Source organism: Streptomyces sp. NPDC001568 (assembly GCF_042893755.1).
Taxonomy (GTDB): Bacteria; Actinomycetota; Actinomycetes; order Streptomycetales; family Streptomycetaceae; genus Streptomyces.
Map to the genome: position 1 here is coordinate 97,216 of NZ_JBIAVF010000001.1, position 13,131 is coordinate 110,346.

General features: G+C 71.1%; 13 protein-coding genes. 4 read left to right on the forward strand and 9 right to left on the reverse strand.

Annotated elements, in window-relative coordinates; translation table 11 throughout:
- Positions 1 to 39: 39 nt before the first annotated feature.
- The 6 genes from ACFY0I_RS00550 to ACFY0I_RS00575 form a co-directional block, all read right to left on the reverse strand.
- Positions 40 to 285 carry a hypothetical protein gene (locus ACFY0I_RS00550; RefSeq protein WP_362881891.1) on the reverse strand — a complete coding sequence of 82 codons (246 nt, stop codon included), beginning with the start codon at positions 283 to 285 and terminating at the stop codon, positions 40 to 42.
- Between the two features lie 528 nt (positions 286 to 813).
- Positions 814 to 2,235: an FtsW/RodA/SpoVE family cell cycle protein gene (locus ACFY0I_RS00555; RefSeq protein WP_388888135.1), complete on the reverse strand. Its 1,422-nt coding sequence runs from the start codon at positions 2,233 to 2,235 to the stop codon at positions 814 to 816.
- Positions 2,223 to 3,458, reverse strand: a complete 1,236-nt coding sequence (locus ACFY0I_RS00560; RefSeq protein ID WP_388888138.1) for an LCP family protein — start codon at positions 3,456 to 3,458, stop codon at positions 2,223 to 2,225. Before ACFY0I_RS00560 ends, ACFY0I_RS00555 begins: the two co-directional genes overlap by 13 nt.
- A 153-nt stretch (positions 3,459 to 3,611) precedes the next feature.
- A complete protein-coding gene (locus ACFY0I_RS00565) occupies positions 3,612 to 5,024 on the reverse strand; it encodes a sensor histidine kinase (RefSeq protein WP_388888141.1) in 1,413 nt (470 codons plus the stop codon).
- On the reverse strand, positions 5,017 to 5,697 hold the full coding sequence (locus tag ACFY0I_RS00570) for a response regulator transcription factor (RefSeq protein WP_388888143.1): 681 nt from the start codon (positions 5,695 to 5,697) through the stop codon (positions 5,017 to 5,019). Before ACFY0I_RS00570 ends, ACFY0I_RS00565 begins: the two co-directional genes overlap by 8 nt.
- A gap of 34 nt (positions 5,698 to 5,731) precedes the next feature.
- Positions 5,732 to 6,229: a hypothetical protein gene (locus ACFY0I_RS00575; RefSeq protein WP_388888146.1), complete on the reverse strand. Its 498-nt coding sequence runs from the start codon at positions 6,227 to 6,229 to the stop codon at positions 5,732 to 5,734.
- A 304-nt stretch (positions 6,230 to 6,533) separates the two neighbouring features.
- Here ACFY0I_RS00575 and groES point away from each other — a divergent pair, with 304 nt between their 5' ends.
- Positions 6,534 to 6,842 (forward strand): co-chaperone GroES, encoded by a 309-nt coding sequence (groES, locus tag ACFY0I_RS00580; protein WP_055418319.1) that lies wholly within the window; start codon positions 6,534 to 6,536, stop codon positions 6,840 to 6,842.
- A 132-nt stretch (positions 6,843 to 6,974) separates the two neighbouring features.
- On the forward strand, positions 6,975 to 8,603 hold the full coding sequence (gene groL / locus ACFY0I_RS00585; RefSeq protein WP_388888149.1) for a chaperonin GroEL: 1,629 nt from the start codon (positions 6,975 to 6,977) through the stop codon (positions 8,601 to 8,603).
- 67 nt (positions 8,604 to 8,670) lie between these two features.
- Here groL and ACFY0I_RS00590 read toward each other — a convergent pair whose 3' ends face one another.
- Both ACFY0I_RS00590 and ACFY0I_RS00595 read right to left on the reverse strand, forming a co-directional pair.
- A complete protein-coding gene (locus ACFY0I_RS00590; protein ID WP_388888152.1) occupies positions 8,671 to 9,384 on the reverse strand; it encodes an ester cyclase in 714 nt (237 codons plus the stop codon).
- A 94-nt stretch (positions 9,385 to 9,478) separates the two neighbouring features.
- Entirely contained in the window at positions 9,479 to 10,252 is a 774-nt protein-coding gene (locus ACFY0I_RS00595) for an SDR family NAD(P)-dependent oxidoreductase (RefSeq protein WP_388888154.1), read from the reverse strand.
- A 182-nt stretch (positions 10,253 to 10,434) separates the two neighbouring features.
- Here ACFY0I_RS00595 and ACFY0I_RS00600 point away from each other — a divergent pair, with 182 nt between their 5' ends.
- A complete protein-coding gene (locus tag ACFY0I_RS00600) occupies positions 10,435 to 11,334 on the forward strand; it encodes a LysR family transcriptional regulator (RefSeq protein ID WP_383989143.1) in 900 nt (299 codons plus the stop codon).
- 122 nt (positions 11,335 to 11,456) lie between these two features.
- On the opposite strand, the gene ACFY0I_RS00605 is transcribed toward ACFY0I_RS00600, so the two are convergent.
- Complete coding sequence (locus ACFY0I_RS00605; protein ID WP_031145825.1) at positions 11,457 to 11,783, reverse strand: WhiB family transcriptional regulator; 327 nt, start codon at positions 11,781 to 11,783, stop codon at positions 11,457 to 11,459.
- A gap of 379 nt (positions 11,784 to 12,162) precedes the next feature.
- Here ACFY0I_RS00605 and ACFY0I_RS00610 point away from each other — a divergent pair, with 379 nt between their 5' ends.
- Complete coding sequence (locus ACFY0I_RS00610) at positions 12,163 to 12,774, forward strand: response regulator transcription factor (RefSeq protein ID WP_003948568.1); 612 nt, start codon at positions 12,163 to 12,165, stop codon at positions 12,772 to 12,774.
- Positions 12,775 to 13,131 lie beyond the last annotated feature (357 nt).

Sequence of the window (13,131 nt, forward strand, 5' to 3'; positions counted from 1 at the left end):
CGACGTTCACGTCGACCGCTCCCGCGCCACGTCTGTGGATCAGTTGGCGCCGAGGTGGGCGAAGTCCGCCCACTCCTTCTCGCCTTCCTTCGTGGCGTTCGAGGTGTAGACGGGGCCGAACGCGGCGGGGATGGCGGCGACCGAGGCCTTGGTGGCAGCGAAGCCGGCGTGGCCGAGGGAGGCGCTACCGATCTCGACGCCATCGTCGGCCAGAGCGGCACCGGCGCCGCCCAGCAGGATGCCCGCAGCGAGGACACAGGCGGCGAGGGAAGAGCGCGTACGCATATCTACTCCTAGAAATGATCGGATGACGCGAGCCCGGAAAGGGACGAGTCGGCCGGTTCAACTCCGGGAGAGGTACGCGGGAAGCGGTGTCTCACTCCGATGGCGCACAGCCAAAACGAGAGGGTCCGTTCATGGCTCACCCGCCTACCCGCCTCTCCGCCTCTCCGGTTGATCTCGTCGTCCTGATGGGTGGGTAGGGCCCCCTTGGCCGCGCTCGTGGTCCTGCCCAGGTCTCTTGGCGTGCCCGTGTGCCTGGTTGGGCAGCCCCCGGCCCCTCGTCTCGTCACTGAGACACCCGTCCCTCGTCCATTGCCCCGTGACCGTTCTTTTGGGGGGTTCCCGTCGGTCTTCGGATTTTCGTGGCGGGTCGGTCGGTCAAGGGTGGCCGTAGGCCATCGCGAAGCGACGCGACCGAAGGGAGCGCCCTTGAGGGACCGGCCCGACGCGGAGAGACGATGAGACCGGCGGGAAACCACCAAACCCTCCCTGATCCGGATCACGGGCACCCCGCCCACCCCCGACCCCGCCCTACCCCCGCCCCGCCCCGGCCCCGGCTCCCACCCCCACCATCGGGGTGATCGTCGTTTCCGCCGGGTCGTGGATGTCCGCTTCGCGTTGGCGTTCGGCGCTGTCGCTGATGCGGAGCAGCAGGGCGATCATGATCCAGTTGGCCAGCAGGGACGAGCCGCCCTTCGCGAGGAAGGGGAGGGCCTTGCCGGTCAGGGGGATGAGGCCCGTGACGCCGCCGGCGACCACGAACACCTGGAGCGCCAGCGCCGCGGCCAGGCCCACCGCCAGGAGCTTCCCGAACGGGTCCCGCGCCGCCAGTGCCATCCGCAACCCGCGCTGTACGAGGAGTGCGTAGAGCAGGATCACGGCCATGACGCCGGCCAGGCCGAGTTCCTCGCCCACCGTCGTCAGGATGAAGTCGCTGCGGCCGGCGAACGCGATCAGTTCGGGGTGGCCCAGGCCGAGGCCGGTGCCCGAGATGCCGCCCGTGCCGAAGCTGAACAGGGCCTGGGCGGACTGGTCCGAGGTGACGCCCGGCGGCCGGAACTCCCAGTAGTACGACAGCGGGTTCAGCCAGGCCGCCACGCGGGCCTTCACGTGGGGCTCGGTCGATCCGACCACGAAGGCGCCCACGGACGCCATGACCAGGCCGCACACGATCCAGCTGGTGCGTTCGGTGGCGACGTACAGCATGACCACGAAGACCCCGAAGAAGATCAGCGAGGTGCCCAGGTCGCGTTCGAAGACCAGGACCAGCATGGACAGGATCCACACGGTGATGATCGGACCGAGCTGGCGCATGGGGGGCAGCCGCATGCCGAGGAACTTTCGGCCGGTCAGCGCGAGCGAGTCGCGGTGGACGACCAGGTAGCCCGCGAAGAAGACCGCGATCATGATCTTCACGAACTCGCCGGGCTGGAGCGAGAAGCCGAACAGCTTGATCCACCGCTTCGCGCCGTACGTGTCCGCGCCGAAGAACGCCGGCGCGATCAGCAGCACCAGCGAGACGGCCATCGTGATGTAGATGAACCGTTGCAGCAGCCGGTGGTCGCGCAGCAGCGCCACGACGAGCAGACAGGCGGCGACGCCGACCACCGTCCACATCAGCTGGCCCGGCGCGTTCGCGTCCGAGTTGTACCGCTCGATGTACCCCTGGTCGAGCCGGTGGATGAGTACGAGCCCGAGCCCCGTCAGCAGCATGGCCAGCGGGAAGACCAGGGGATCCGCGTACGCGGCGAACCGCCGGATGCCCAGGTGCCCGACGAGGGACAGCAGGCTCATGCTGATCACGAAGCTGGTCAGGTGCTGCGGCAGCTCGCCGTTCATGGCGAGGCCGGCGCTCACGTGGCCGAAGACGGCGATGACGACGACGAGGACGAGCAGCAGCGCTTCGGTGCGTCGGCGGGGCCCCGCCGACGTGCGGGGCCTCAGTCCACGCACGGGACGCCGCCGCCGTCGATGCTGCCCTTCTGCGGCTGCGGTGACTCCTGCGGCTGCGGTGACTCCTGCGGCTGCGGTGACTCCTGCTGTGGGGGTGACGCGGAGGACGGGGATGAAGACGGCGCAGGCGCACCCGGTGCACTGGGATGCGCAGTGGTCCGGGGACCGATCTGCTCGGCTATGAGGCGCTTTATCTTCATATCATCTACGACGTTGATGTCCTCCCCATGGTTCCTTCCGAACCCTTCGATGGGGAGTGTCGTGAATTGCACTTTGCCCCCGGACAGGTTCTTCGCCTGCTTCACGAACGACAGCAGGTCCCACCCGGAGTCCGTCACGACGTCCTTCTTCGCCGTGTCGATCAGTTTGACCAGCTTCACCGGATCGGTGAAGGTCCCCGCCGAGTTCAGTTTCTGGGTGGCCCCCGCCAGGAAGGCCTGCTGCCGCTTCGTCCGGTCGAGGTCGCCCCTCTCCAGGCCGTGCCGCTGGCGTACGAAGGCCAGTGACTGCCGGCCGTCCAGTTGCTGCCGGCCCGCCGGGAAGTCCGCCCCCGACCAACGGTCCTTGACCGGCTTGTTCAGGCACACCGGGACCCCGTCCAGGGCGTCCGCGAGGTGGTAGAACCCGGCCAGGTTCAGTTCCGCGAAGTGATCGACCGGCACGCCCAGGAAGTTCCGTACGGTGTCGATCTGCGCCCGGCGCCCCGCCTCGCGGCCCTCCTGCTCCAGCTGTCGCCGGTCCTTGACGCCCTGCGCCGACAGCTGGTCCTCCTTGGCGGCCTTCGCCAGCCCGTACGCCTTCTTGATCTTGTCCTGGCCGTGGCCGGGTATCGCGACGAAGTCGTCGCGGGGGATCGAGAAGGCCTTCGCCCCGCTGCCGTCGGCGGGCACGTGCAGCAGGATCATGGTGTTCGCGTTGTAGCCGCCGATGTCGGAACTGCCCGCGTGCAGCTTGTCGAGCACCTCGTCCGGCAGCGGGTCGCCGTTCTGGTCGCGCCGGCTGTCCAGCCCCATGAGCAGGACGTTCACGTCCCCGTGCGCCGACTTCTCGGCGCCCTCCAGGGCCTTGGAGCTGCCGATGCTCGACACCAGGTCCCGGTAGACGTACCAGGCGGTGCCGCCCGCCACCGCCGTCAGCACGCAGCCGGTGATCAGCAGCGTGCGGCCGATCCGGCGCGGCGAGGGCCTGCGGCGGCGGCTGGTCTTCCTCCGTTGCGCGCTCATGCCCACCGATGCTGACGCACGCCCGCTGAAGGAATCCTGAGGGCGGCGACCACCGGCCGGCACAGTCGCCCGCGACAGCCGTCCACGACAACCGCCCGCGACAACCGGCCGGGACAACCGGCCGGGACAACCGGCCGGGACAACCGGCCGGGATCAGCCGCCCGCCTCCGGGCCGGCCCTCGCCCCCGCCCCCGGGATCCGCAGTCGGAGCCGCGCGCCCCCGTCGCGCGCGGGGAGGGCGCGTACGTCGCCGCCGTGCGCCCGGGCGATCTCCCGGGTGATGGCCAGGCCCAGGCCGGTTCCGCCGGCGGCCCGGCCCCGGTCGGCGTCCAGCCGGACGAACCGCTCGAAGACGCGGGACCGGTCCGCGTCCGGGATGCCCGGACCGTCGTCCAGCACCTCCAGCTCCGCCCAGTCGCCGCAGGTCCGCGCCCGTACGACGACCCCGCCGGCGGCATGGCGCAGGGCGTTGTCCACCAGGTTCGCCAGGGCCCGTTCCAGCCGGGCCGGATCCCCGTACGCCGCCACGGGCGCGGCTGCCTCCAGCCGCAGCGGGACCCGGGGCGCGGGCCGGCGGGCCGCGTCCTCGGCGGCCAGCAGGGCGAGGTCGACGGGCTCGGGGCGCGGCGCCGGGCCGCCGTCGAGGCGGGCGAGCAGCAGCAGATCGGCGGCGATCCGCTGGAGCCGTTCGGTGTCGGCCAGCGCGGCGGCCACCGATGCCCGGTCGGGCCGCTCCATGGCCAGCGCCACCTCCAGCCGGGAGCGGACGGCGGCGAGCGGGTTGCGCAGCTCGTGGGAGGCGTCGGCGGTGAACTGCCGCTGCCGCGCGTCGGAGCGTTCCAGCCGGTCGAGGGTGTCGTTGACGGTCCGGGCCAGCCGGGCGATCTCGTCCGCGCCGCCCGGGTCGGGCACCCGCCGGTCCAGCTCGCTCGCGGTGACGGTGGCCAGCCCGGTACGGATCGCGGTGACGGGGCGCAGGGCGTGGCCGGTGACCCACCAGGCCAGGGCTGCGGCGAAGGCGACGAGCGGGGGCGCGCCGGCGAGCAGGCCGGCGGCGATGGCACGGGTGGCGTCGTCCACGTCGCCGAGCACGGTCATCGCGTACACGGCGTACGGACCACGCTCCCCGACAGCCCCGACAGCCCCGCCGCCGCCCGCCGCCCCCGGCGTCGCGACCACCACCACCGCGCGGCGCTGGCCGTCGGGGTGGGCCGGGGGCAGGACCGTCGAGCGGGAGTCGTCGCCGGGGCCGGGGCCGGGCAGGAGCGCGCCGAAGTCCGGGGCGTCCCGGGGGTCGCCGCTCGCGGCGACCGTCCGCCCGGCCGCGTCCCGGACCAGGACCAGGTCGACCCCGCCCTCGGGCGCGGGCAACCGCCCGCCGGGGGACAGGGCGCGGGCGTCGAACTGGGCGGCGGCCTTCCGGGCGGCGAGCTCGGTGCGGCCGGTGGTGTTGTCGAGGAGGTTGGCGCGCAGGACGGCGTGCAGCCACAGCCCGCCGACGGCCAGGACCGCGGTCATGGCGAGGGCCGCGGCCAGGGCGGTACGGGCCCGCAGGCTGCTAACCACCGTCGGGCGCCATCCGGTAGCCGGTGCCGTGGACGGTGAGGATGGAGCGGCGGCCGAAGGGCGCGTCGATCTTCTTGCGCAGGGAGGAGACGTACACCTCCACGATGTTCGGATCGATGGCGTGCGGTGCGTCCCAGACCTCGTCGAGGATGTCCTGTTTGGCGACGGCCCGACCGGGCCGTTCCATCAGGCAGGCGAGGACGCCCAGTTCGCGGGCGGTCAGTTCGATGTCCCGGGTGCCGCGCCGGCAGCGCCGGTCCTGCGGGTCGAGGACGAGGTCCCCGACCCGGAGCACGGTGGGTTCGGGGGAGGCGGCCCGCCGGGCGAGGGCCCGCAGGCGGGCGCCGAGCACGACGAAGGAGAACGGTTTGGTCAGGTAGTCGTCGGCGCCGGCGTCGAGCCCCTCGGCCTCGTCGCGTTCCCCGTCCCGGGCCGTCAGCATCAGGACGGGGGTGGGGTCGCCGTGGGCGCGCATCCGGGTGCAGATCTCGTGGCCGCCGAGGCCCGGGAGCATCAGGTCCAGGACCACGACGTCGTACGGCCCGCCGGTGCGGGCCAGGTCGAGGCCGCGGTGCCCGTCGTGGGCCACCTCGACGCGGTGGCCGTCGGCGGACAGGCCCTGCCGGAGGGATTCGGCCAGGTTCTCTTCGTCTTCGACCACCAGGATGCGCACCGCTCAAGCGTCACATACCGGACGTGAATGCCCTTCAGGCCGTGGCCGGCCCGGCCGCGGCGGTGGTACCCGACCCCGCCCGGGAGGCGCGGACGGTGCGCGCGATGGAGCGGACGTTCCAGACGGCGACGGCGAGGCAGAGCAGCCCGGTGGCGCCCGGCAGGACCCAGGCCCGGCGCTCGGCGGAGACGGCCTCGGTGGCGTCGGGCCCGCTGACGACGGCCGCGACGGGGGAGGTCGGCGGGGCGTCGAAGGTGGTGTCCACGGAGACCCGGGCGAGGGAGAAGGATCCGTCCCCGGCGGTGAAGCCGCCGCTGCACATCACGCTGTCGCTGTCGCGGCGGGACTCGTACGGGGTGCAGGACACGGCGGTGAAGGAGCCCTCGACGCCGGTCAGCTGGGTGGTCATCCGGGGGATGACGAAGTAGAGCAGGATCACCGTTCCGGCGATGGAGATGGCGGTCGAGTACAGACGTCCGAAGCCGATGCCGCCCGCCGTGCGGCGCCGCCCTGCCCCCGTTGAGGTGTTCATGATCGCGATCATAGGTGTCCTCGACCTGCGGGGACACGGAAAAAAATCGGGGCCGCGCACCCTCGGGAACGCCTGTGACCAGGCCCCAACACGCCTTCCGGGCGGCCGGATCCGCGCGGCTCGGCCGGCGCGTGTTGGCACTCCGCTTGACCGAGTGCTAATCGCCGGAATAGTGTCGCACCTGGCACTCGCCACTGGTGAGTGCCAACACAGCGACAGGCTGGTCCGGCACCCGCGACGACGGATCGACCTGGTCGCCACCTCAGACAGTTAACCCCGGATCTCCGAAGGGGGAGGTCGGATCGTGACGACCACCAGCTCCAAGGTTGCCATCAAGCCGCTCGAGGACCGCATTGTGGTCCAGCCGCTCGACGCCGAGCAGACCACGGCCTCTGGCCTGGTCATTCCGGACACCGCGAAGGAGAAGCCCCAGGAGGGCGTCGTCCTTGCCGTCGGTCCCGGTCGCTTCGAGGACGGCAACCGTCTTCCGCTCGACGTCACCGTCGGCGACGTCGTCCTGTACTCCAAGTACGGCGGCACCGAAGTGAAGTACAACGGCGAGGAGTACCTCGTCCTCTCGGCTCGCGACGTTCTCGCGATCGTCGAGAAGTAATCACTTCTCCAGTTTTGCTGTGAGCTACGCCCCTGGTCACCCTGCTGATGCCGGGCGGCGAGGGGCGTAGTTCGTTTCCATGCGGTCGCGGTGAGCGGCCGAGGATCGCAACGAGAGGGCGGAACCGCTCCCATGCCGAAGATTCTGAAGTTTGACGAGGACGCCCGTCGCGCCCTCGAGCGCGGCGTCAACAAGCTTGCCGACACGGTCAAGGTGACGATCGGCCCCAAGGGCCGCAACGTCGTCATCGACAAGAAGTTCGGCGCGCCCACCATCACCAACGACGGTGTCACCATCGCCCGCGAGGTCGAGCTGGACGACCCGTACGAGAACCTGGGCGCGCAGCTCGTGAAGGAGGTGGCGACCAAGACCAACGACATCGCGGGTGACGGCACCACCACCGCCACCGTGCTGGCCCAGGCGCTGGTGCGCGAGGGTCTGCGCAACGTCGCCGCGGGTGCTTCCCCGGCCGCCCTGAAGAAGGGCATCGACGCCGCGGTCAAGGCCGTGTCCGAGGAGCTCCTCGCGACCGCCCGCCCGATCGAGGACAAGTCCGACATCGCCGCCGTGGCCGCGCTCTCCGCGCAGGACTCGCAGGTCGGCGAGCTCATCGCCGAGGCGATGGACAAGGTCGGCAAGGACGGTGTCATCACCGTCGAGGAGTCCAACGCCTTCGGCCTGGAGCTCGAGTTCACCGAGGGCATGGCCTTCGACAAGGGCTACCTGTCGCCGTACATGGTGTCCGACCAGGAGCGTATGGAGGCCATCCTCGATGACCCGTACATCCTGATCCACCAGGGCAAGATCTCCTCGATCCAGGACCTGCTGCCGCTGCTGGAGAAGGTCATCCAGGCCGGCGCCTCCAAGCCGCTGCTGATCATCGCCGAGGACGTCGAGGGCGAGGCGCTCTCCACCCTCGTCGTCAACAAGATCCGCGGCACCTTCAACGCGGTCGCCGTCAAGGCCCCCGGCTTCGGCGACCGCCGCAAGGCCATGCTCCAGGACATCGCCACCCTCACCGGTGCGACCGTCATCGCCGAGGAGGTCGGCCTCAAGCTCGACCAGGCCGGTCTGGACATCCTGGGCTCCGCGCGCCGCGTGACCGTCTCCAAGGACGACACGACCATCGTCGACGGCGGCGGCAACTCCGCCGACGTCGCGGGCCGCGTCAACCAGATCAAGGCCGAGATCGAGTCGACCGACTCGGACTGGGACCGCGAGAAGCTGCAGGAGCGCCTGGCGAAGCTCGCCGGTGGCGTCTGCGTCATCAAGGTCGGCGCCGCCACCGAGGTGGAGCTCAAGGAGAAGAAGCACCGCCTCGAGGACGCCATCTCGGCGACCCGCGCCGCGGTCGAGGAGGGCATCGTCTCCGGCGGTGGCTCCGCGCTCGTCCACGCCGTCAAGGTCCTGGAGGGCAACCTCGGCCTGACCGGCGACGAGGGCACCGGCGTCTCCGTCGTGCGCCGCGCCGCCGTCGAGCCGCTGCGCTGGATCGCCGAGAACGCCGGCCTCGAGGGTTACGTCATCACCTCGAAGGTCGCCGAGCTCGACAAGGGCCAGGGCTTCAACGCCGCCACCGGCGAGTACGGCGACCTGGTCAAGGCCGGCGTCATCGACCCGGTCAAGGTCACCCGTTCCGCGCTGGAGAACGCCGCCTCCATCGCCTCGCTGCTGCTCACGACCGAGACCCTGGTCGTCGAGAAGCCGGCCGAGGAAGAGGGCGACGCCGGTCACGGCCACGGTCACGGCCACAGCCACTGATCGCACGCACCGCGCCGAGAAGGCCCCGTCCCGCAGCCGCGGGACGGGGCCTTCCCCGTGTGCGGGTTCAGGACCCGTACGGGGTACCCGATCCGCCCATCTGCCGTTGCAGGGCTCCCGGGTTGTAGTGCCACCACCCCTCGACGATCTCGCCGCCCACGCACCGGAACGTGGTGCTCCCGGACATCTCGTACGTCTTCCCGGTCGGTGCGACCCCCATGAACGGGCCCTTGTCGTGGGTGCCGCGCCAGTTCCACAGCGTGGTGACCAGATCGCCCTCGGCCAGCCGGGCCGTCGGTTCGAAGACCATGTCGAAGGCTCCGCGCCAGGTTTCGATGTCCGACCGCATGCCCTCCCGTCCGATGACGGTGGACTCCTCCTTGCTGATGTCGTGGTCGATGTAGTTCGCCGCGAAGCACTCGTCGAGGACGCTCATGTCCCCGCCCATGACGGCGTCCTGGAACACCCGCTCCACGAGCTGCTTGTTGAGGTGCTCGTCGCGGACCACGTCGAGGTTCATGAACGTCGGCATGCCCTCGCAGAGGGACACCATCTCCTGGAACATGCGCTCGGTCTCGGGGAGGTGGGAGTTCGTCATGGCCTCCTCGTACGAGGAGAACTCCACCATGTCCACGTAGTGGTTCCGCGCCTCCCGGTCCTGACCGAGCATCGCGCGCGTGGCGGTGCGCCGACCGCTGCTCTGCTCCGCCCAGCGGTCGATCAGCGCGTTCATCTCGGCGAACCGTCTGGTCTCGTAGTCGATCACCTGTACGAATGTCATCGCGTCGCCTCCCAGGCCGGATCGGGATACGTCCAGTTTAAGGAGATTTCACCCGTTCGGCGGGTTTATGTGCCGCCCAAACGGGTCGTACGGACTACTGCGGCCCGTACTTGCGCCCCGTGCGCGACGACACCCCGCCGAGCAGCCCGCGCGGCGTCAGCTTCACCACGCCCATGAGCGCCTTGTAGCGCGGGTCCGGGATCGACACGGTCCTGCCGCGGGCCAGGTCGGCCAGCGCCGCGGCCACCAGCTTGTCGGCGTCCAACCACAGCCAGCCGGGGATGTTGTCCGTGCCCATGCCGGCCCGCTCGTGGAACTCGGTCCGCACGAAGCCCGGGCACAGGGCCATCAGCCGCACCCCCGAACCCGCCAGGTCCTTGGCCGCCCCCTGGGTGAACTGCACGACCCAGGCCTTGCTGGCGCCGTAGGTCCCGCGCGGCACGAAGGCCGCCACCGAGGCCACGTTGATGACCCCGCCGCGACCGCGCGAGCGCATCGACGCGGTGGCCGCCGAGGTCAGCCGCAGCACCGCCTCGATGTGCACCTTGATCATGGTCAGCTCGTCGGCCATGGACACTTCGAGGTAGCGCCCCTTGTTGCCGAAACCGGCGTTGTTGACCAGCAGGTCCACCGGGTGCGTACGGTCCTCCAGGCGGGTCTCGACGGCCGCGATGCCTTCCTCGGTGGAGAGGTCCGCGGCCAGTACCTCGGCCTCGATCCCGTGCCGGTCGTGCAGCTCGGTGGCCTGCTCGGCCAGTCGCTCGGTGTCCCGTGCCACCAGCACGAGGTTGTGCCCCTGGGAGGCGAGTCGGCGGGCGAAGGCGGCGCCGATGCCCGCCGTGGATCCCGTAATCAGCGCAGTCGTCATAGGCGCAACCTAGCCGCCCGGGTCAGGGGGTGTCCCGCGGGGCGGGGCCGGTGTTCGGGCCGTCCCGCGATCGGCTACCGACCGTGCCCGCGCGGGGTGGATGCCGCCACGGCCGACCGGGCGTGCCCAAAGCAACACCCCGGTACGGGCGTCGCGGTCAAAGTCGGGCTTATGCTCAAGGGGTGATAGAGGCACGTCATCTCCGGGTCCTGCGCGCCGTCGCCGGGACCGGCTCCTTCTCCGCCGCCGCGCGCGAACTCGGCTGCACCCAGCCCGCCGTCTCCCAGCAGATGAAGGCCCTCGAACAGTCCGCGGGAACTCCGCTGCTGATCCGTACGGGCCGCGAGATGCGCCTGACGCAGGCGGGCGAGGCCCTGGTGCGGCACGCGGCCGGGATCCTGGCCGGACTGACCGCCGCCGAGGAGGAGGTCGCGGCCATCGCGGGCCTGCGCGCCGGCCGGGTCCGCCTCGTGTCCTTCCCCAGCGGCAGCTCCACGTTGGTGCCGACCGCGCTCGCGGCCATGCGCGCCGCGCACCCCGGCACCCGGATCTCGCTGGTCGAGGCCGAACCCCCGCGCTCCGTCGAGATGTTGCGCGAGGGCGACTGCGACCTGGCGCTGGCGTTCCGCTACGGCGCGGCGGCCGGTCCGGCGTCCGAATGGGAGGACCTCGTCGTCACGCCCCTGCTCACCGACCGCCTCGTCGGGCTGGTCCCGGAGGGGCACCGGCTGGCGGGCGCGGAACGGGTGGGCATGGCGGAGCTGGCGGACGAGCCCTGGATCGCGGGCTGTCCGCGCTGCCGCCGGCACCTCGTGGAGGTCTGCGAGGGCGTCGGCTTCACCCCGCGCATCGACTTCGCCACCGACGACTACCCGGCCGTGGTCGGCCTGGTCGGCGCGGGGCTCGGCGTCGCCGTGCTGCCGGAGCTCGCGGTGGAGTCCGTACGGGCCAAGGGCGTCAGCACCCTGGCCGTGGAGCCGGCCGTCGAGCGCGAGGTCGTGGCCCTGACGCTGCCGGACCTCGCGCGGGTGCCGGCCGTGGCGGCGACCCTGGGCGAACTGGCGCGGGCCGCCACGCGCTGACCGTACGGCGGTACGGCCGAACGCGTGACGCCCCGACCCCGGTGGCCCGTCGGACCCGTGGGACGGGTCGACGGATCCGAGGAAACGTTCCTTCGGTTCCTTCGGTCGCTTCGGCGTGCGGGTCAGTGCGGCGCGATCGGTCCGATCGCACTGGATGCCGGGATCAGGCGGTGCCGTGCGCGGCCCATCAGCTCCTCGCGTTCGTCCTCGGTCAGGCCGCCCCACACCCCGTAGGGCTCGCGGACGGCGAGTGCGTGCGCGGCGCATTCCGCACGCACCGGGCATCTCATGCAGACCTCTTTAGCCGAGGCCTCGCGCGCGCTCCTGGCCGCGCCCCGCTCGCCTTCCGGATGGAAGAACAGGGAGCTGTCGACCCCGCGGCAGGCGGCGAGCAGCTGCCAGTCCCACAGGTCGGCGTTCGGTCCGGGGAGGCGGGAGAAATCTGCCATTGGTAGTCCTCTTGGTGCCGGTACTGAGGCGGATACGGTCCATGTCTCCACACCTACTGTCGGAGTAGATGTAAATATGACTCATTGGGAATCTAGCCTCAGACATGTGCCAAACGGAAGGAAAGCCGCCAAATAGGGCATAGCTCCAGATGGAGGACGCCCGGCACGCGCCTCCACCAACGTGATCGCTTCCTCACGTAGGGTGCTGAAGGTGTCCGTCCGACCCGTAACTCTTTCGAGTGACCATCGTTGAGAGTGCGAAGGCGGTTGAACCAAGAAGTTCTCGGACAGGTGTCCGGGGACATCGACCGCACAGGTGACGATACGTACCAGCCTGGAGGCTCAAGGTGACGCGCATCAGCAGCTGCGGAGGGCGGTCATGACATCCGTCCTCGTCTGCGACGATTCCCCGCTTGCCCGAGAGGCGCTCCGTCGCGCGGTTGCCACCGTGCCCGGCGTCGAGCGTGTGACGACGGCGGCCAACGGTGAGGAAGTCCTCCGCCGCTGGGGTGCCGACCGATCCGACCTCATCCTGATGGATGTCCGGATGCCCGGTCTCGGCGGTGTCGAGACGGTCCGCCGGCTCCTCTCGGCCGACCCCGGCGCCCGCATCATCATGCTGACGGTCGCGGAGGACCTGGACGGCGTGGCGCTCGCCGTCGCCGCCGGCGCCCGGGGTTACCTGCACAAGGACGCCTCGCGCGCCGAACTGCGGGCCACGGTCACCCAGGCCCTCGCCGACCCGACCTGGAGGCTGGCCCCGCGCCGGCTGCGCTCGGCGGAGATGGGTGCGGCGCCCACCCTCACCGCACGCGAGATCCAGGTGCTGGAGGGCATGAGCCACGGCCGGTCCAACGCGGAGATCGGGCGCGAGCTCTTCCTCTCCGAGGACACGGTCAAGACCCACGCCCGCCGGTTGTTCAAGAAGCTGGGCGCCTCCGACCGGGCGCACGCCGTGGCGCTCGGGTTCCGCTGGGGCCTCGTCCGCTGACCGAGGGGTCCCGGGGTCGGCCGCCGCGAGCGGTCCCGTCCGCCACCGGCGGACGGGGCGGTACCTCCCGGTAGCCCTTCGGGCGGCGCCCCCGCGGGTGTCCCCCGCGACCGCGGCGCCGCGTGCTGCCCGTGTCCCGCCGAACCCGGTGCACGCCCGGGGATTGGCGGGGCACAATCAAGGGGACGTGTCGCTTCGGGCGCGATGCCGCATGCTTGAGGTGTGCCGCATTCTTGGAGACGTGCAGTCCTCGGGGAAGATCCGGGCCGAGCGGAGGGGAGGGTGCAGGAGATGACTTCCGGCGCACCCGCTCCCAACGCTCCGCATAACGCTTCGACGCACAACACGGACCGCGGT